Here is a 19,266-nt window from a genome sequence, read left to right as displayed (position 1 = left end):
ATATTTGTATGCGATTCCTATTTTACTAATAATGCAAAGCAATATTCTCTCTATAATAAACGATAAGTTTAATGTACCTGTCAACAATGATTGGTCATTTGCAGGATCGCGATCCATTGATAACCTTACTCATGGTTATCACCGTTACCCGGCGAAGTTCATACCGCAAATTGTAAAAAAACTCATTGAGACGTATACCGTTCCAGCTGATAAGATCGCGGATGTGTTCGCAGGTTGCGGTACCACCCTGGTAGAATCTAAAGTTCACGGCCGAAATTCAGTTGGGGTAGATATTAATCCGGTTGCCCAACTAATAACCCAAGCCAAAATACATGCCCTCCAACCAGAATTGTTGGCCGAAAGAATAACAAATTTCAAGGCAGAGATGACTGGCTATGACTCGGAAATAGTCTATGCGGCTGCACAGCATGCGCGAATAGATTACTGGTTCAGAGAAAAAGAAAAAAATGAGATCGCTTTCTTATACGGCCTCATAAACAATATTGAAGAAGAAGGGTTCAAGAACTTTTTTCTGTGTGCTCTGTCAAACATTTTAAAAAACTGCTCCCGCTGGCTACAACGTGGCACCAAGCCACAGATAGATCCTGAGAAAGTTATAGCCGATCCTTTCAAAGCAATGGAATTACAGCTGCGGAAGATGTATAAAAAGAACACAGATTTTTATACTCAGCTGGAAAAGGACAATAACCTAGGAGTGGAATGCGATATTAGGCTTGCTGATGCACGACAAACCAAGATCAGGGCAAACTCCATAGGGGCTATCATCACCTCGCCGCCGTACGTCACGTCGTATGAGTATGCCGATATCCATCAACTTACAGCATACTGGTATGATTACATTACCGATATAAGCACTTTTAGAAAGAACTTTATAGGGACTTTTTATTCCAACAATAGGGATATGGTCACTAAAAGTACGATTGCCCAAGATATCGTTAATGAATTAAATAAAATTGATACCAGGTTGGCTGGCGAAGTTGCAAACTATTTCAATAACATGTATGAGGTGGCAGCGGAAATGAAACGGATTTTGAAACCTTCAGGTGTTACCTGTCTGGTGGTTGGTAATACCACGATGAAAGATGTCAGAATTAAATCTGCAGAAGCTTTCGCGGAAATGTTAATATTATTGAATTTCGAGATCGTAGAGATCATAAAACGTGAAATCCCTCACAAAATCAATCCGACTATTCGAGACAAAAATTCCGGTAAGTTTACCAAGCTAACTAGTGAAAATAAAAAATTGATCTACCCGGAAGAACTGATTATCATCGCACGCAAATGTCAATAGAAACTTCGGGTAAAAAAATTGATGAGATTCCAGTAGAAATCAGTTACAGGATTATTGAATTATTTTCTGCCGGTTTATACTCAAGCCCTAACAAGGCATTTGAAGAGCTTGTAAGCAATTCTTATGATGCAGGCGCATCTAAAGTTTCTGTACATGTTCCAATTGATAAATCTTTACCCGAATCAGTATTATGGGTGTGTGATAATGGTGAGTCGATGGGAAAAGAAGGACTCAAGCAATTTTGGAAAATCGGCTCCTCAAATAAAAGAGATACAGTGCCTGTAGAGCGATTAGTAATAGGCAAATTCGGCATTGGCAAATTAGCCACTTATATTTTAACTAATAAACTTACCCTGATTTGTAAAGCAAAAGATGGTAACTACTACGCAGTTACAATGAATTATTCTAACATCAATGCAATTTCTGAGAAAACAGGCATTAAGCTAGACGAACGACAATTAACGCTCGACGAAGTTAAAACGGCGTTAAATCCTTATGTTGGCGGAGCAAATAAAAAATTACTTTCATTCGAACTTTGGGGCAAGGATGCAGAGTCAACTTGGACAATGGCAATCATGTCCGACTTGAAGGGAAAGGCGCTACAGATCCAGGAGGGGAGATTAAAATGGATATTAAGCACGGCATTACCGTTGAACCCTGCTTTTAAGCTCAGCTATAACGGCTCAGATATAATTCCAAGCAAAGAAAAAATAGAAATCAAAAAGACGTTTATATTTGGAGTTGATGACGAAGTCGCTAAGAAAAAAGGATATAGTGTAGGAACTTACAGAGGTGAACCTTCTGTGGATATGACAAGCATCCAAAACGTTACAGGTCGAATAGACCTTTATCAAGAATCATTACTAGCGAGTAAGTCTGATAATATATCCAGAAGTCACGGAATATTTTTAATGGTTCGCGGGCGACTAATTAACATTGATGACGCTTTATTACCCGGCATGTCACCATTATTTCACGGTTTGTTCAATAGAATTAGAATTACAGTAAATGCTGATGAACTTGATAGTTATATTACCTCCACCAGGGAAGCCATAAAAGAATCGGAACAACTTGACGAGATCAAGGCATATATCAACAGTAAGTTTAATGAAGTTCGAGCTTTCTATCAAAATGTTATTGAAGAGGAAGAGCGAAAGAATAGAGCTTCTTATAAGATTGCGGCTGCGTCGGCTGGCTTGTCCCGGAGACCTATTTTGGTAGCTGCAAAACGATTTTTTGATGGCTCGATTTCTGACTTGTTATTAACGGAATTCCCCAAAGGCCTAACGACAGAAGAAAAAGCGATTTTTATTACAAAACTGGAAACTGACCTAGTAAGTGAAAAAGGTATTATTCGTGAAACTGCATGGGTTGCTTTAAATCCAGATGACCCCATCGCTAAATTGGAATTAGAAACCGGAATTGCAAAAATCAACCTGCTACACCCTTTCTTTGCCAATTTTGTAGATGAAATTAAGTCTAAACTGCCATTTGAACTGATTGCACTGACTGAAATACTTACTGAATGCTTTTTAATAGAAAATGGCATTAATCAAGATGAAGCATCGGCAATAATGCGAAGAAGGGATGACACGCTAAGAGAGTTAACTTTTAGCGACAAACCAAATGCACCATTTGTAGCCGCTTTATTGCAGACGTCGTTAAGTAATTCCGCAGGCCTTGAAGAAGCTGTAAAACAAGCGTTTGTATCCTTGGGATTTGAAGCTTCAAAAATTGGCGGCCCTGGTAGACCTGATGGAAAAGCGAACGCTTATCTTGGGCCTATTGGATCTCCAGACAGGTATTCATTAACATACGATGCTAAAAGCACAGGAAAAGATAAAATTAAGGCTACTACCGCTCATATATCAGGTGTTGATAGGCATCGAGACGCCTACAACGCAAACTATGCCGTAGTTGTAGCCATAGATTTTGAAGGTGCTGACGATTCCAATTCTGCCGTAAATACTGAAGCGAAGAAACATAAGATCAATTTGATAAGGGCTAGAGATTTAAGCGCGCTGATTATTCTCTCAAGCCCCAAATTAGTTGGATTAAAGGAATTACGAGATTTGTTTGAAAACTGCCACACCGTAGTTGAAACCACCGCCTGGATTAAAAATATAAGAGATAGAGAGGTTAACAGAGGTCCTATAAAAGAGCTCTTAGAAACTGCATGGAATATTATTCTGACGGATAAGGAGCCCGCTAACTTGAACGCATTAAGATATGCAAACGCTGTTTTAAAGAATCATTCGGTAGATGATCTAAAAACCTTGGCCCAAAGTTTGGAGAGATTAATACCGGGTTTTTTAAGTATATCAAATGATGTTATCAGCTTACAAGTTCCTCCCGATAAAATTTTGCAAGCTATAAACCATACGTTTGCTACTGATGTTCCGTCAGAGTTTATAGATGTATACTTAAAAGCTTTTTCTCTATAACTAATTAACAGTTTAGTTTCCATCTGTAAATCCCTGGTGATATCTGATGTTTTGAAATGCTTTTGCAAGCATCTCCATTAATTTTTTAAGTTGTACGAAATTAATAAACATCTCCTCCATGCCTGACGCCCCTCCGTATCTTAATGTCGTGCCATAAGGATCAAAGTCATGAAAGGTTATTATGACATTCTCTAACCACTCTGGTAGATCACTATTAAATTCATTTTTTAAATACGTTTTTAGCTTTTCCAGTAATGTCAATAAATTGTGAGTTTGTTTATGCTTGCCAACGATGGCCTTTATGTATAATTCTACAGCATGGCGGTAGTTAAATATCGCTGGAGCATATAGATCCCTGGGTTCGTCATTTTCGAGAGATGCCTCAATCAGCCTGTCTCCCGCTAATTTATAGGATTTCGCCAACACAAAAGTATCTCCAAATTCCGATATGCCAACGAATAACACACCATGTCTCCAACTCTCGTCGAGATCTTCTGGTAGGTCTATAATGAAAGGTGTGTTTAATAAGAGAAATTCATCGATTTGATCGTCATTATAGTGGTTATTTGAATTTAGCCCATATTTAATATTTTCAAAATCAGGATGGTTTTCCCAATACTGCACAATATGTCCAAACACGCGAATATCATCTAAATTAAACTCCCTGGATGTGCCTCTCGGAGGGTTCGCCGCTTTGCCTAAATATTCGGAAAAATGATAGCACCACTTTTTGATAGTTTCATTACTAGTCTTAAATAACAGGGCGGCCTCTGTAAGAGAGTATTTTAAATTATATTTAAGCATAGAGATATACAAAGCTACATGACTTTCTACTTTATAAATAATTTATAAAATTGCATTTATGCCGGTTTTATCCTACTGGAATTTCTATCAGATTTTATCTGGATTGCTGAGAATTGATAAGCAGCCGAATTCATTTTGATTTAATACAACTTATTTAAAAAGTCCAATGCCAGATGGAGGAAGTTAATAAGCCGCTTGTTTTACCTTTGACCTCAGTGTAATTAAGATTTATAGCATAGTCTGTACCATGAACTATTCAGCCAGTATTTCTGTGGCTCTGTTTCCGTAATAATAAATATGATTATACATTAAAATAACGCCATAGACCATAGTGTAGGCACATTTGCTTATTAAAATCGATTTCTACCCTATCATGCCTATGCTTCCAAGTATGGCGTTGCTGACCTCGTTCGAAGTAATAATTTCCGATGATGCTAAAATCAAACAAAGCTTTCAGTGCGTCATCAAGCGACATGGATGTTAATATTTTCTCCTTATCTTCAAAACGCTTGATTTGGTCGTATTTAAAGTCAAATCTTCCGAAACGGATCATTAATAAAATCACCTCTTTAATTTGCGTATCTGAAAGGTGTCCGTTCATTTCATTTTCTATTTCCTTCAAGAAATATTCTGAGTATCTCAATTGCACATCAAGAAACATTTCGGCAGTAAAGCAGGAAGCATCACCGTATCTGTCAGTAATTAGACCCAAATATGTGATAACATCTCTTGGGCGAAACAATGTCCTTCCCAAAAGAAATTTATCGAGAGGTATTTTTCTATGTGATTGTTTAATGAAGTCCGGAAAAAAAAGCCGGATAATCTCACCTTTTGATTTTTCCTTCAAACTTGGTAATGAGGCTTTAATTTTTTGAATGATTAGATCGAATAATGGTGATGTATATTTAGCTGCGTCCCCCCAATCAATTCTTACTGCATTTGAGTTTTCCCTCTTATTTAAATCTGTATCATTTAACAATGAAAATATATCACTCCTTAATAGAACGGTGACTTTTGCTTTGATCTTATTTCGCACGCAATTTTTATTAAAATTGTCCACTGCTTTGATAAGGCTAATGACAGAGTTTTTATACAATGTAGAATTTGTAAACCGATCATCAATTTTATCCAGAATCAGGTTGTACGAAAATTCAGGCTTTGATTTAACAACCTCGGTTACGATTGATTCTAGAATTGGGATAAAGGAAATATAGCTGTCCTGAATCTGGTCTTTATTGTCATCGGTTATGATATCTCCAATCCAGTCAGAGTTATCATTAACCGTTTTTAATTTTTCGATGTCCTTCTCCGCATTTTGAGTCAGAATGAGTTTTTGATAATTTTTGGCAATAAATTTTTTAAGCCGCAAGCAGTTTTCGTCATCTTTTAGACTTATGTTGCTAATTATTATTTTAGAAAGCTCGATTAAAATTACATAAGTCCAAATTGGTATATATTCATTTGGAGGAGTATCCTCAGCACTTAATTCTCTTAATGTGTGCATCCTGAACTCGTTGAAGGAAACAATATTGCTAATGCTGTTAGGTGCGTTATTCAGTTTGTAGTTCAGATACTCTCCAAGCAAAGTCTTACCTGCGCCCTTTTTGCCAAGGATTAAATAGCGCAATGGCTGTAGCGCTTTTTCAACCATATTATCATAGTCATAATAATAGTTCTTAAATTCATCTTGTTTGCCTAATAAATTCAAAGCTTCATCTTCTCCATCGGCTGTGCCAAAATAGATCTCTCCAATTTTATATTCTGCGGTTTTCATATGATTATATCTTGTAGAAGTTATTGTTGAATTCGTTTAAAAAAAGGTAAGGTAATTTTATATACGCGCTATCGCATAGTATCTCTGGTATTGTGCTTAAGCCGTGCATCGGGTCTTCAAGGATATAACGCCAGAGAGCAGGCTTGTAACGCGCAAGTGAACCTAACAAGAAAAAAGAAAGGTAATACAAAATAAAATCACTAGTTATTAAAGGATTGTTTTTATCCGCAGTTAAATATTGCGTTGCCGTTGTGTCTCTTTTAGTTAGCGGGGTAATATCTGTATATTGTGATCTGGGAATATTGAAAAAATAATAATTGTTGCTTTCTGCTACTGTAGCTCTTGCCGTAAAAGAAAAGTTCCTTTCTAATTCATCAATTGTATTTAATTCTTTTGATATCCGGCATGTAATGATCTCTCCACTCAAAACCGCTTCACCCATATATACAAAAGACTCCTTTTTAAGTACAAGTTTTGTTTCCTTCCAAATTTCGGGTATATTTTGGAAGATAGATAAAAGGTTAATTTCTTTTAGCGTGGGATAGCTACCTGCATAATTGACCTGTTGTTTGAAATCCTTTGTCGTGTCGGTTGACCCCTCATGTTTAATGGGAAGGGTGAAGCCTTCATGTAGATTCATCCGAATTATTTCCGCGAAAGTTCCGCTATCTTGAATCTCTGCCGATATCTCTAAAATTTCATTTCTGCTTATCGTTGAATTTGCTACTGAATTTAATTTGTCGGGATATTTGTCTTTTAATCCATGAGCCCCTCGCATGCTATTTAGACTTTTATCACGGTCTCTCACAATAACAAGTGCAGCCGCAAGACTAATTAATCCGTAATATATCAGCGTTGGTTTTATCACTAGTGTTGCGGATTTTGAAGACAAAAAGTACTCTTTAGCTTGTTTAATGCAATATTGAATATCCTTTGCTTTTTGTGAAGCAAATTCATCAGTCATGGCAAGATTAGCGCTCCTGGCCTCTTTTTTTAATTTTTCCTTAATCAGTCTAAAATCTGTAAGCATTGAAATTTCCCGCCAGATTTGCTTTTCAAGTGTATTATAATGTAATACGGAGCTTGCCGTTTCAATAGGTTGGATCATGAAGTGATAAGAATAGATGTTAAAGATATATAGATTAGTTATAAAATAATACAATTCAATATTTTTCTGCTGTCTTTACGATACATTGCCTCGATAAGCTAGGGAAGAGGATTTTCCAAAAGGTGTTTTAGGCTCATCGATAAAAATATATAGAAAACCACATTATTCATTAGTTAGCGCTATCGCAATTTTTCCTGTGCATTGCGGATAGTGGACACAGCCATAAAATTCGCTGTATGGCCCTGTACGTTTAACCATTTGTCCGCCACATTCTGGACACTTGATTGCAGCCTGTTCTGTTAAATTATTTTCCGTTTGCAATTCTGCGATAGATTTACTCGGCTGATGCTCGTTATAGATCAGGTAATTCCTGTACCGCGCCCTCGTTATTGCCACATAAAAAACCCGGCGTTCTTCTGCATTATCAAAACCGTCACCCTCCTGAAGCAAGTAATTAAGCATTGGATCATCGGCCATTTCTGAAGGAAACCCGAGTATACCCGAGTCGATATCCAATAGAATCGTGTAATCACAAGTCATGCCCTTTACAGCGTGAGCGGTAAAAAATTTAATTTGAAGACCTGGATACTGATTATTTAAGTAGCGGATATCACTCGGTGCATTCACCTTATAACGGCCTATTAAAAACACAGACGCCCCCGGCCTTTCACCGTTGATCTTGCCCAATATTTCTGATATGTGCTGTGTCCTGAACCGAAAATAGTGATCCCTTCCACTGCCAGGCGCGATTTTAATAAATTCAAAGCTGACATGCCCTTCGGTTGCCGGCTGATTTGCAATCAGCTCTTTTAGGATCTGCTGTGGATTTTTCTGGACGAACGTGCTACTCAGTTTAAGAATTTGTTCGTTGAAGCGATAGGTCTTTAAAATAGCTGTTTGGCTAGTGACTGGAGATTATGATGAATGAGACCACACCGTTTCGGCGCAAGCCTTGTCGCTGTGCCAGGCCACCGAGTCATTGCCGTCACGATAATAGTTCAGCAGCACGCTATTGAACTTTATGCCTGCCAAATCTTCGGCCTTTTCGCGAATGGAATTTAGCTCCTGAGTCCAGGGCAATGCGCCCGTAATGCGTTCGGTTTCGCCATACCAGCAGGTTAGTCGCGGCGTGAGATATTCCTTATCCCATAATTTTTGAGTCGTTTGCTTCCAGGGCGTTTCTTGAATAAATTTTATCAATAGCCTATCACTGGCGGCCGCATCAAACAGGTCTGTTCGGTACTCCAGCAATTCTTGCGGCAAATCTCTACTTTGTCCCGCTTCGGAAAAAAAACTCAGCTGTTCCATTATCCTCCTTTAACGTATTCAATAATTTGTCCATTTCTTTTTGATGTCCAGTGATTTTACCGGCCAGCTCTTCCTGCTCGTCCACCGTAAGTACGTCTCCATCATAGACCCAGTTATCCGAAGCATCGAACAATAACCGCCCTAACTCTTTTTCAGCCAGCGGATTATATAGTTCATAGCCTTCCCCTTTATCCGGTAGTATCTGCACCCATTTTCCACTGCTGACCTTCACCGATTTAGGCAGGTCATCGAATAATTTATTTCTCATAAAAACAAAAGTGGAGAAAAAAATGTAAAAAAGAATGAGAAAATGCTAAAAATATTAGCATAACTTTATAGTCCCAAATTTACTGACATGGTACCATTCAATTTTCAACTCGACATCAGCGGAAAACTGACGACGCTTTCAGCCGAACAACTTGATCGGCTAGCCGATGACACCGGATACATGCGCTATCAGATTAGGAGCTTTAACCACAGTTCGGTCATTTTCGTGAAAATCGAAGATGAGTCCCTAACGCCGGAGGATGTAGCAGGCTTCAGCGAAGAAGATGTTTTCACGGTTAATGAAACCAAAGCTATCGCGACCGCTATCCGTGAATACAACAGCAGCCGCAAATTGAATTTTGACCAAATGCATTTTGACTTTTAAACTCTAAGACCATGAGCGCGACTAAACAAGAACTAATCGACAAATTGCGCCAGGACCTTTTAGGCTGGGAAGGCTTCCGACCCACAGCACCGGAGGAACGCCAAACCTTTGGATTGGGGCCTATCGAAAACGCATTTCCTAACCAGGCGTTTCCTACTGGCGTATTACATGAATTTATCAGTACAAGGCCTGAATTCACTGCAGCCATCGGCGGCTTTATTGCAGGCATCATGCAGACCCTGCTGGAAAAAGGCGGTGTCTGCGTCTGGGTCAGTTATACGCGCAGGATCTATCCACCGGCCCTCAAACGTTTTGGCATCAACCCAGACAGAATAATTTTTATCGATGTGGTGCGCGAAAAGGATGTACTCTGGGTGACCGAAGAAGCGCTTAAATGTAATGGGATTGCAGCAGTCATCTGTGAAACCCGGCTGCTCACCTTTATGGAATCACGCCGTCTCCAGTTGGCGATCGAACAAAGCCAAGTCACCGGCTTTATTCTGCGCAAAGACGTAAAAGCGTTAAATACTACCGCCTGTACCGCCCGCTGGACGGTGAAACCTCTACGCAGTAAACTGCGGCCTGGTATGCCCGGTGTCGGTCATCCTCGCTGGCAGGTAGATCTGCTCAAAGTGAAGAACGGACAACCCGGGTCCTGGACGCTGGAATGGAAAAACAACGCTTTCCTTCACCCGCAAAAAGAACAGATTCAACAACCCGATGCCGGCCGTCGCTATGCTTAAGCGTTTTGTATCCATATGGTTTAAATATTTACTGACCGACCGGGAAGCTAAACGTATGAAATCGCTGAGAGAACTCCCCGTTGCCATTACTGTACCCGACCATGGCCGTATGTTGGTCATGACCATGAACATCCATGCCGAAAATTGCGGTATTAAGGCCGGCATTACCGCCGCCGACGCCCGGGTGATGGCACCGGGAATACAACTTCTGGAAACGAAGCCCGGTCGAAATATCAAACTCCTGAAAGGACTAGCCGAATGGTGCCTGCGCTATACACCACTGGTCATGGTGGATCCACCCGACGGTTTGCTACTCGACGTAACCGGCTGCACGCATTTGAAAGGTGGCGAGATCGAATTCCTCAAAGATATGGTCAGCCGCTTGCGCGTGTTGGGTTATACCATTCGCCCCGGTATGGCCGATACCATCGGGTGCGCCTGGGCGGTAGCCCGCTGCGCTGAGAGCGGACTCATTGTGCCGCCCGGTGGTCAGCGTAACGCGCTGATGCCCTTGCCGCCTGCCTCGTTACGGCTAGGTGTGGAGTTGGTGATCAAGCTGCGGGAGCTCGGTTTTTACCAGGTGGGCAGTTTTATTCATATGCCAAAATCGGTGCTCAAACGCCGCTTTGGTAGTAATATGGTGCTGCGGCTTTACCAGGCGCTGGGACAGGAAGCCGAATTCTTGTTACCGCTTAAAGAGTCGGTACCCTATAGTGAACGGCTCACTCTGCTCGAACCGATAACAACCCGCGAAGTGATCGAAACGACCGTACGTGCGCTGATCGATACCTTGTGTAAACGATTGTATGGTGAAGGCCTCGGCCTGCGCAGTGCTGTACTGACCTACTGGCGAATCGATGGGAAATCAGGACAGCTGAGCATTGGCACCAACCATCCCAGCCAGCGCACGGATCATATCTTTAAACTCTTCGAGCTGCAATTCGACCAGATCGCCCCGGGTCTGGGTATAGAAGTGTTTTTATTGGAGGCAACCAAAACAGAGCCTGCCAGCGATAAACAGAACCTGCTGTGGAACGGCAAGCCGGCGGCGGACGGCGAAGAGGTCGCCGAGTTATTGGATAATGTCGGCGCACGTGTAGGCAAAGACCACATTCACCGCTACCTGCCACAAGAGCATCACTGGCCGGAACGTGCAGCCGTTAATACTACTGATCTGGCGCAAACATCCGAAAACGAGTGGCCCGAGGACAAGATCCGTCCGGTACAATTGCTGGAACCACCCGAGCCAATCGAGGCGATGGCATTGACACCTGATTACGCGCCCCGCCAATTCGTTTATCGAAACCAGCGGCATATTATTGTGAACGCTGACGGACCGGAGCGCATTAGCCATGAATGGTGGATCGAAGACGGCGGTTATCGCGACTATTATGTGGCGGAAGACGAAGAAGGTATGCGCTACTGGTTGTTCGGCACGCCGAATGACATTCCTGAACAAACCCGGCGCTGGTTCATACACGGTTATTTCCCATGAGTTACGCGGAGCTGCAGGTCACGAGCAATTTCAGCTTCCGGCTCGGCGGCAGCCATCCGGAGGAACTCGTCGATCAGGCGGCTGACCTGGGCTACACGGCTATCGCGATCACTGACCGTAATACTTTTGCCGGGGTCGTGCGTGCCTACGTTGTGGCCAAAGATCGCGGCATTAAATTTATTCCGGCCGTACGGCTTGACTTACTGGACGGGCCAAGCCTGCTGGCTTATCCTGCTGACCAAGCCGCTTATTCCCGCCTGTCAGGACTGCTGACCTTGGGCAACCTGCGGGCTGAAAAAGAAAAATGCTACCTCTATAAACAAGATCTTTATCAGTATAGCCAAGGCAGCATCTTCGTCATCATCCCGCCAGCCAGTATAACGGCTGATTTTGAGCTGCCTGCAAAATTTAAAAAAGAAGCCGCCGAGTACCAGCAAAATATCAAGAACCTGTACATCGCTGCCAGCCGAACATTTGCGGACGGTGACGCCAAGCGGCTGTTCCTGCTCTCCGAACTGGGCATTCCTATGATGGCCACCAATGACGTACATTACCACGACCCCTCCCGCAGGGAGTTGCAGGATGTCTTAACCTGCGTCCGGCATAAGCGCACGATCTTTAACGCCGGTTTCCTGCTGCATCAAAACGCTGAACGCTACCTGAAGGAAGCCAAAGAAATGGAGCGGCTGTTCCACGCGTACCCCGAAGCCATCGCCAACACCCAAAAGATTTCGCAGGCTTGCAACTTCGATCTGAAGAGTTTGCGGTACGAATACCCGGATGAACTTGTGCCGGATGGCATGACCGCCGATGAATACCTGGCCGAAGTGACGTTCAAAGGCGCGCATGAATTCTTTGGGGAAAAGCTGGCACCTAAACTCGAAAAGCAACTTCATTTCGAGTTGGATTTTGTTAAAAGACGCGGCCATGCCAAATACTTCCTAACTGTTCACGATTACGTCGCCTGGGCTCGTTCACAAAAGATCCTTTGCCAGGGCCGCGGCTCAGCAGCTAATTCGGCCATGTGCTACTGCTTGGGCATTACCCCGGTGAATCCCATGAAGTACCGCCTGCTTTTCTCGCGCTTTATGTCCGACGACCGCCCGGAACCACCCGATATAGATGTGGATTTCGAGCACGAACGCCGTGAAGAAGTGATGCAGTATGTATTCAGCCGCTTCGGCCGTGACCGTGCGGCGATTTTGCCAACCGTAACGGTATTACAAAGTAAGGGTGCGATCCAGGACGTTGGCCGGGCTATGGGTCTGCAGGTCGATACCGTTAAAAAGTTATCAAAGGCTTTTGGAGAATTGGCGGATGATCATATCGACGAAGAAGCGATCACCAAACTGGGACTGAACCCAAAAGAAAGACACCTGCGCAAGGTCATCCAATTGACCAGCGAGCTCATAGGTTTCCCGCGGCAACTCGGACAGCACACCGGGGGTTTTGTTATAACGCAAGGTAAGTTGAGCGACCTCTGCCCGGTTTTTCGCGCGCGGATGATCAACCGCACCAACATCGAATGGAATAAGGACGATATCGACGCGTTGGGTTTTATGAAGGTAGACCTCCTTTCGCTCGGTATGCTGACGGCCATCCGCAAAGCTTTCGACCTGGCTAAAAAGCACCACAGCCTTGATCTGACCTTGGCCAATATTCCGCAGGACGACCCCAAGGTTTTTGAAATGGTTACGGCTGCCGATACCGCCGGCACCTTTCAGGTGGAAAGCCGTGCGCAGATGGTTATGGCGCCACAACTCCGCCCCAAGAATTTTTATGATTTGGCCATACAGGTTGCGCTCGTGCGGCCCGGCCCGATACAGGGCGATATGGTGCATCCCTATATCCGGCGAAGGCAAGGACTGGAACCGGTAACTTATGAATCCGATGAGATCAAAGCCATACTGGAACGCACACTCGGCATCCCGCTGTTTCAGGAACAAGCAATGGAACTGGCCATCGTGGCGGCAGGTTTTACACCAACCGAGGCCGACCTGCTCCGCCGCAGTATGGCGACCTTTAAATTCAATGGACTGGTCACCAAATTTGAGCACAAGCTGATCAACGGCATGCTGGCCAAAGGCTACTCCGAGGATTTTGCACGACGTATCTTCAAACAATTAGAGGGTTTTGGGAGCTATGGCTTCCCCGAAAGCCATGCCATCAGCTTTGCGCACCTGGTCTACGTTTCCTGCTGGATCAAATGTTATTATCCCGACGTCTTTGCCGCCGCCATCCTCAACAGCCAGCCGATGGGCTTTTACCAGCCCGCCCAACTCGTCAGCGATGCTCATAAGCACGGCGTTTCCCTTCGGCATATCGATATCAACCATTCGCAATGGGACTACACATTGGAAGAAACCAAAGGCAAGTTCTGCGCCCTGCGGCTAGGCTTCCGCCAGGTCAAAGGGCTAAAAGAAGAAGATATCCACTTCTTGACGGCAGCTCGGACAAAACCTCTTACCCGCATGGAGCAACTCGCCGAAGCCGGTGTATCGCAGGCAGGCATCGTCCTGCTCGCAAAAGCCGATGCATTTCGCTCCATCGGTCTTGACCGCAGGCAGGCTTTATGGGAAGCCGAAGCGTTAAAAGACCGGCCTATCGGATTATTCGCGGGACAGGCATCAAACAGCTCCTTTGAGCAGCAATTACAGTTACCTTTTATGCAATTGTCGGAACATGTCCTTCAGGATTATGCGACAACGGGTTTATCAATAAAGGCGCACCCACTTAGCTTTCTGCGGCCGCAGTTAAACAAACTCCGTGCGCTGACGGTCAAACAGGTCAAAGCCGTGCCGAACGGAACTTACGTCCGCCTGGCCGGTATCATGCTGTTCTGCCAGCGACCGGGCACAGCCAAAGGCGTATGTTTTATTACATTGGAAGATGAAGAAGATACCTGCAATCTGGTAGTCTTTAAACAAAACTTTAAGAAATTCACCAAGGAAATTTTATACTCCGACGTACTCTGCGTCGAAGGCCGCGTGCAGCAGGAAGGTGGCAGCACGCACCTGATTGTTGCCAGATGCTACGATTATTCGCGCCTCACCCGGCATCTCACACAGGACAAAGCCGCGGAAACCCGTCAGCTCAAAAATTCCAGTGCTGCCAAAAAAGTCGACCCGTATGCCGATGCTTATTTCGAAAATGTGCTAAACACCGAGGATCTGAAAAAGCCCTTTCCTAAAAGCCGGAATTTTAAATAGGTTGAGGAATTCCTACATTTACGGGATGACCGCAGACGAGCAAATTACATGATTATTTGGACAGTGTCGATGTGGATCCCGGCGATCCGTCTATGCAGGATATCGTGATCAATTCCTTTTACAACCAATGTGAGTTGGATAATGACGATGAGTGGGAAGAAAAGATAGCCTTTGCTACCATACACTTTGATGTCTTCTCCAGTTATATCCAGGAGGTTTGGCTGAGTGAGGATAAGGAAAGCGGGGAGTTTTCGATTCCTACAGACGATGATTTTAATATCGCGGAAATCAATACCGAAAACCTGACCGTGATTGATCTGGCTAAGGAAGCTACCACCAGTGAGCTCTATAAAAACCTGCCAGTCGCATTAACAAACGATCATGTCGTACGTTTAGCCGTCATGACCGAACCTTATTTCTGGCATTTGCACCCTGATTCCGATGAATGCTTTTTAGTGATCGAAGGCATCCTGATCATTGAATTGGAGAATGAAACCTTTGAGCTGCGGCCGAACCAACTATTCACTATTCCGCGGAATGTGATGCACCGCACCCGGCCCAAAGTCGACAGGGTGGTAAATCTCACTTTTGAAAGCGGCTATACAACAACCGTCAAGGTGGACAGATACTAAAACAGCGTTAAGTTGCCCGGACGCCCAGCCAACACCGTTTCTTCTGTCAGTGTACCTTTCACGGCTTCCGGTTCCGGCTCGAACGGCGTCACCGGCCAGTGATCGAATTCCAGTTCCTCGCGATACAGAAAGGTCATATCTATCGGCGCCAGCTCTTGAAAGTCGCGCGGCGTCGCTTCCTTCGCAGTCCGGTAATCCGGGTCAATCGTACAAAACTCCAGTAGACGCGACGGTATCTGCGTCCTGGCAATAATACTCAGGCGTTCTTTTTCCCGTTTTTCCAGCAGCCATTCATAAGCCAGGTCTTCCGTTAAGATGGTCGGCATGCGCAGCTTGGAATTATGAATCTGGCTCATCAGCGCATTCGCCGAGGTAATGCCGATCGCCACGGTATTGACGAATTGGCTTGTTTCCGGGTCGAGCCATTCATTATATAAACCGGGCATAAAGAAATATTCCTGACCTTTTACAGTGACGAGATATGGGTATTTTATCGTCTCTTTCAGTTCCTGGCCCTTCTTGCCGATCTTGGGTACGTGACGGCTTTCCACGATGCCGGTCGACAGCACAAGGCAGCGACGATTCTTAGCCGCCGAGGCCCACATGGACGGTTTGCCGTCTTCTTTCGCGAAAAGATTTTCAGACTTAAAATTCAGGGTCGTGTATTTGGCTCGGAAAATATTGGCTTCGGCGCGGGTTTTGATATACCCTGGCACATAGCCCCATTCGGCCTGTACGATCTCGAAGTCCTTTCCATCTTCGGTGGGCACCAATATCGCGCAGGGCGCATAATTGAACCCGTTATGTACACCTACATTGAGGAAGTTATACTTGCTGACCGCTTTTTCCAGCGACTTCAACTTAATAAATTCCGCGCGGGTTACCTTCTGTCCGTTATAATAACACATATGTTTATGTTTTATTTTTCTTGTTTTTGAAATACCACGCAATTAAAGGGCCAACCTTTTCCGCGTCTGCCTGACGTCCCTGCGGTACAGAGGTCCAGAATCGGCCTTTCGGACCCTCAGTCACTGTAAGGATCAGAGGCTTTCCTTGCAGGGGTAGGTCCACATAAAAGACTCGCTGTTCACCAATATAGTGTTCGCTGACACGCACCGCCTTATCCTCCACTATAATCTCGAATACCGGGTTATTATCAAACATCTGTTAAAGTTAGGTAAAACGCCGGGCTGCGTCAAGTAGCCGCTTTTTTCTTTATTTTAGGGCGTGGAATATCAAATCGGACAAAGCTATACGGTTACCTGCACGGAGATTCGCCTCAAAGAGGATGGGCGAGCTTATGCTATCCCAGTTTTTGCGCAGCCACACACGGATGTTCAGTTTAATTTTCCGCACGAACATTATCATATCGACGGACGCTTTGCAATGCACCCGCGAATGCGCCACCGGCTTCAGATAGCAAATGGCTATACCCGGAGCATTATATTGCCGTCCGGTTCGGAGATGTACGATTTTATAGGCCTAACCGCGCTTGAACTGGTTTGCGAGCGGCAGCAATCCGGCTTATCATTTGCCGGGCACAATGCCGATCTCTCGACTTATGAAAAATGGTACCAGGGGTATCTGGGCCAAAGCTGTAAAGGCAGAAGATGCCCGCACCTCGGCACCGACATGCTGGAGTATGACGGCAAGTTGATTTGCCCGATGCATCACTTAACAGCCGATCCCGTCAAACATCAAATCATTGAAAGAATATAATACGCACTTATGAAACTATTTATTGCGAACGTACCGCACAAGCTTTCGGAAACGGAGCTGAAAGAGCTGCTGAACCAATTCGGACAGGTTGACTCGGTGATGCTGAAAACTGATGAAGAAGGAAAAAGAAAAGGCTGGGGGTTTGTAGAGATGCCGGCCAGTGAACAAGCAAAGACCGCGATTGCAGCCCTGAACGGGAAGGAGATATACGGGCGCAAAATTGCGCTGTCAGAATCGGAAGAAAGAGGAAAATCTAGTAGCGGAAATATTCAACGGCAACGGCGAGAGTACCGCCGCAATGACCAGGCTTATGGTGGCGACATCGACGGGAATAAATGGTAATGATTCAGCCTATTTTTTGACAAGCTCTATATCAGCTGGTTCGACCCGCAACGCTTCAGCTACGGCTTGTTGTCTTGCTTTCATATCCATTTGAGGGAGCGTGCGGCAGATCTCCACCCAATTGTGACGTGATAAACCATAAGTGACGTAATCGTCACAAATCTCGTTGTGATCAGGATAATCAAACCAGGTCGTGATCCGCTTATAGTAAACTTTCTGCATGCGTACGAATTTAAAAATTCAAACCAAAGGAATACAAGTACTGTTTGGAAATAGCTTTTTGTGAATAAATCCAGGTAAAAAAAATTATTCCTCTCGCGGGCAGCGGCCGTATCGTTTTCAGCTTTCATGCTCCCATACTGATAACGTAAATAGTACCGGAATTGTAAAGCTTTTGGACCAGGCAATATGGGGCACTCGACTAAATTAGACGGCAAACATGTTTGTAACCTCATCCCAAACTAATGCGTACACATCTGCCCCGGTATTAAGTAATGCTATCTTTTTACTTTTAAAGGTCGTTTTTAATAAACTATCTCGAATGCTTGAGAGATTAATATCTACGTTTAACAGTACAGCATTAAGGCTGGCATTTAAAAGAGCAATACCGGCACCAATATCACTCACGACATCTTTTTTTATAAATGGCAAAAGGCGTTTGGTCAATTTCATGCTTTTAACAATCTCGGCCGCGGCTTTTAATGGTGATTCAGTTGCCATCTTTGCGGCTGCTTGAATAGCTTCATTTCGAACTTGCTTTTCTTCATCGTTATGCTTGGGTAGTTTTAGGGCGAACATATATTGATTGAAAACTTCAATGTCTTTGTCTGCAAATCCTAATAGCGATTCTGAAGCGCTTTTAGTTTCTAAGATTAAATTCTCAAGATCCATCGAAGAATTATTTTTCTTTGAGATTTCAGCGGCCATTATAACTAGTGATAAACCAAGCGCCGCTGAGACTACGCTTACCGAACCCCCGCCTGGTGTGGGGGAATCACTCGCTACGTCATTTATCAGCTTAGACAACGAGTTATTTAAAAGAGAGTTCATTTTATCCATTTCGTCTGTTTTGCAATTTTACCGCCTTAATCAGATTCTTAAATATTAAGGTACTGGTCACTATTCCCACACCGCCTGGAACAGGAGTATAAGCTTTAACTTTATCGTAAGCCGCAGGAGAAACATCGCCGACGATTTTACCGTTTAAGAAGTTAATACCTGCGTCAATAACGATTTGGTTTTCCGGTAAATGTGTTTCGTCGATTCCGTATGGGCTTCCAATAGCGACAAATACGATATCACAATCCTTAAGTTGACTGCTTAAATTCAATGTTTTCGTATGGCAAACCACTACGGTTGCACCACGATTGATCAACATATTTAGAAGAGGACGTCCGACCGTACGTCCACGTCCGACTACCGCAACTTTTTTCCCGATAAGTTCGATATCCTGCTCTGCTAAGGCGATGCATGCCTGAGGAGTCGCTGGCAATATTGCGTCATTTTCATTTCCCATAGCAATCATTCCAAGATTGAAAGCACTCAATCCATCAATGTCTTTCAAGGGATCTATCGAATTTAACGCTAAATCTGAAGTTATATACCTGTTTAGGGGGAATTCTAAAAGAATGCCGTGGTTGTCCTTATCTGGGTATTCTGCGGAGGGTGACCATGCTATTCCGTGGCAAACGGAGCATGTATTTGGCTGGCGGACGAGTACAGCA

The 19,266-nt window shown here is 44.0% G+C and carries 20 protein-coding genes; 9 read left to right on the top strand and 11 right to left on the bottom strand.

The window, feature by feature from the left end:
* The first annotated feature begins 31 nt into the window (after positions 1 to 31).
* The gene (locus AB6735_RS26705; RefSeq protein WP_370999247.1) at positions 32 to 1,312 is read left to right on the top strand and encodes a DNA methyltransferase; all 1,281 of its coding nucleotides are present in this window, start codon (positions 32 to 34) and stop codon (positions 1,310 to 1,312) included.
* Positions 1,303 to 3,756 carry an ATP-binding protein gene (locus tag AB6735_RS26700; RefSeq protein ID WP_370999246.1) on the top strand — a complete coding sequence of 818 codons (2,454 nt, stop codon included), beginning with the start codon at positions 1,303 to 1,305 and terminating at the stop codon, positions 3,754 to 3,756. Before AB6735_RS26705 ends, AB6735_RS26700 begins: the two co-directional genes overlap by 10 nt.
* Positions 3,757 to 3,768: 12 nt before the next feature.
* Here AB6735_RS26700 and AB6735_RS26695 read toward each other — a convergent pair whose 3' ends face one another.
* The 6 genes from AB6735_RS26695 to AB6735_RS26670 form a co-directional block, all read right to left on the bottom strand.
* Positions 3,769 to 4,560, bottom strand: a complete 792-nt coding sequence (locus tag AB6735_RS26695) for a HEPN domain-containing protein (RefSeq protein ID WP_370999245.1) — start codon at positions 4,558 to 4,560, stop codon at positions 3,769 to 3,771.
* Between the two features lie 301 nt (positions 4,561 to 4,861).
* A complete protein-coding gene (locus AB6735_RS26690; RefSeq protein WP_370999244.1) occupies positions 4,862 to 6,334 on the bottom strand; it encodes a P-loop ATPase, Sll1717 family in 1,473 nt (490 codons plus the stop codon).
* Positions 6,335 to 6,338: 4 nt separating this feature from the next.
* The gene (locus AB6735_RS26685) at positions 6,339 to 7,442 is read right to left on the bottom strand and encodes a YaaC family protein (protein WP_370999243.1); all 1,104 of its coding nucleotides are present in this window, start codon (positions 7,440 to 7,442) and stop codon (positions 6,339 to 6,341) included.
* Positions 7,443 to 7,604: 162 nt separating this feature from the next.
* Positions 7,605 to 8,129 carry a topoisomerase DNA-binding C4 zinc finger domain-containing protein gene (locus AB6735_RS26680; RefSeq protein ID WP_370999242.1) on the bottom strand — a complete coding sequence of 175 codons (525 nt, stop codon included), beginning with the start codon at positions 8,127 to 8,129 and terminating at the stop codon, positions 7,605 to 7,607.
* Between the two features lie 228 nt (positions 8,130 to 8,357).
* Positions 8,358 to 8,750, bottom strand: coding sequence for a hypothetical protein (locus AB6735_RS26675; RefSeq protein ID WP_370999241.1), 393 nt, complete (start codon positions 8,748 to 8,750; stop codon positions 8,358 to 8,360).
* Positions 8,710 to 9,018: a hypothetical protein gene (locus AB6735_RS26670; RefSeq protein ID WP_370999240.1), complete on the bottom strand. Its 309-nt coding sequence runs from the start codon at positions 9,016 to 9,018 to the stop codon at positions 8,710 to 8,712. The genes AB6735_RS26675 and AB6735_RS26670 overlap by 41 nt, the downstream gene beginning before the upstream one ends.
* 87 nt (positions 9,019 to 9,105) lie before the next feature.
* On the opposite strand from AB6735_RS26670, the gene AB6735_RS26665 reads away from it, so the two are divergent.
* The 5 genes from AB6735_RS26665 to AB6735_RS26645 are packed head-to-tail and all read left to right on the top strand — an operon-like array spanning position 9,106 to position 15,481.
* A complete protein-coding gene (locus AB6735_RS26665; RefSeq protein ID WP_370999239.1) occupies positions 9,106 to 9,402 on the top strand; it encodes a hypothetical protein in 297 nt (98 codons plus the stop codon).
* Between the two features lie 11 nt (positions 9,403 to 9,413).
* Complete coding sequence (locus tag AB6735_RS26660; RefSeq protein WP_370999238.1) at positions 9,414 to 10,145, top strand: ImuA family protein; 732 nt, start codon at positions 9,414 to 9,416, stop codon at positions 10,143 to 10,145.
* A complete protein-coding gene (locus tag AB6735_RS26655) occupies positions 10,123 to 11,640 on the top strand; it encodes a DNA polymerase Y family protein (protein ID WP_370999237.1) in 1,518 nt (505 codons plus the stop codon). The genes AB6735_RS26660 and AB6735_RS26655 overlap by 23 nt, the downstream gene beginning before the upstream one ends.
* On the top strand, positions 11,637 to 14,849 hold the full coding sequence (locus AB6735_RS26650; protein WP_370999236.1) for an error-prone DNA polymerase: 3,213 nt from the start codon (positions 11,637 to 11,639) through the stop codon (positions 14,847 to 14,849). The genes AB6735_RS26655 and AB6735_RS26650 overlap by 4 nt, the downstream gene beginning before the upstream one ends.
* Before the next feature lie 56 nt (positions 14,850 to 14,905).
* Positions 14,906 to 15,481, top strand: coding sequence for a cupin domain-containing protein (locus tag AB6735_RS26645; protein ID WP_370999235.1), 576 nt, complete (start codon positions 14,906 to 14,908; stop codon positions 15,479 to 15,481).
* Here AB6735_RS26645 and AB6735_RS26640 read toward each other — a convergent pair.
* Both AB6735_RS26640 and AB6735_RS26635 read right to left on the bottom strand, forming a co-directional pair.
* Positions 15,478 to 16,341: an SOS response-associated peptidase gene (locus tag AB6735_RS26640; RefSeq protein WP_370999234.1), complete on the bottom strand. Its 864-nt coding sequence runs from the start codon at positions 16,339 to 16,341 to the stop codon at positions 15,478 to 15,480. The genes AB6735_RS26645 and AB6735_RS26640 overlap by 4 nt on opposite strands.
* Positions 16,342 to 16,393: 52 nt before the next feature.
* Positions 16,394 to 16,645 (bottom strand): hypothetical protein, encoded by a 252-nt coding sequence (locus AB6735_RS26635; RefSeq protein ID WP_370999233.1) that lies wholly within the window; start codon positions 16,643 to 16,645, stop codon positions 16,394 to 16,396.
* Between the two features lie 63 nt (positions 16,646 to 16,708).
* Between AB6735_RS26635 and AB6735_RS26630 the strand changes: the two genes are divergently transcribed.
* A complete protein-coding gene (locus AB6735_RS26630; RefSeq protein WP_370999232.1) occupies positions 16,709 to 17,200 on the top strand; it encodes a hypothetical protein in 492 nt (163 codons plus the stop codon).
* 9 nt (positions 17,201 to 17,209) lie between these two features.
* A complete protein-coding gene (locus AB6735_RS26625) occupies positions 17,210 to 17,542 on the top strand; it encodes an RNA recognition motif domain-containing protein (RefSeq protein WP_370999231.1) in 333 nt (110 codons plus the stop codon).
* Between the two features lie 9 nt (positions 17,543 to 17,551).
* Here AB6735_RS26625 and AB6735_RS26620 read toward each other — a convergent pair whose 3' ends face one another.
* From AB6735_RS26620 to AB6735_RS26610, 3 genes are all read right to left on the bottom strand, one after another.
* Positions 17,552 to 17,764 (bottom strand): hypothetical protein, encoded by a 213-nt coding sequence (locus AB6735_RS26620; RefSeq protein WP_370999230.1) that lies wholly within the window; start codon positions 17,762 to 17,764, stop codon positions 17,552 to 17,554.
* Between the two features lie 204 nt (positions 17,765 to 17,968).
* Positions 17,969 to 18,601: a cyclodeaminase/cyclohydrolase family protein gene (locus AB6735_RS26615; RefSeq protein WP_370999229.1), complete on the bottom strand. Its 633-nt coding sequence runs from the start codon at positions 18,599 to 18,601 to the stop codon at positions 17,969 to 17,971.
* Positions 18,594 to 19,266: hypothetical protein (locus tag AB6735_RS26610; RefSeq protein ID WP_370999228.1), on the bottom strand; the 673-nt coding region annotated here is incomplete at its 5' end. The genes AB6735_RS26615 and AB6735_RS26610, both read right to left, overlap by 8 nt.

The sequence above is a fragment of the Mucilaginibacter sp. RCC_168 genome (assembly GCF_041355315.1).
Lineage (GTDB): Bacteria > Bacteroidota > Bacteroidia > Sphingobacteriales > Sphingobacteriaceae > Mucilaginibacter.
The sequence above is the reverse complement of the archived record's forward strand: the minus strand, read 5'-3'. Positions and strand labels throughout refer to the sequence as shown.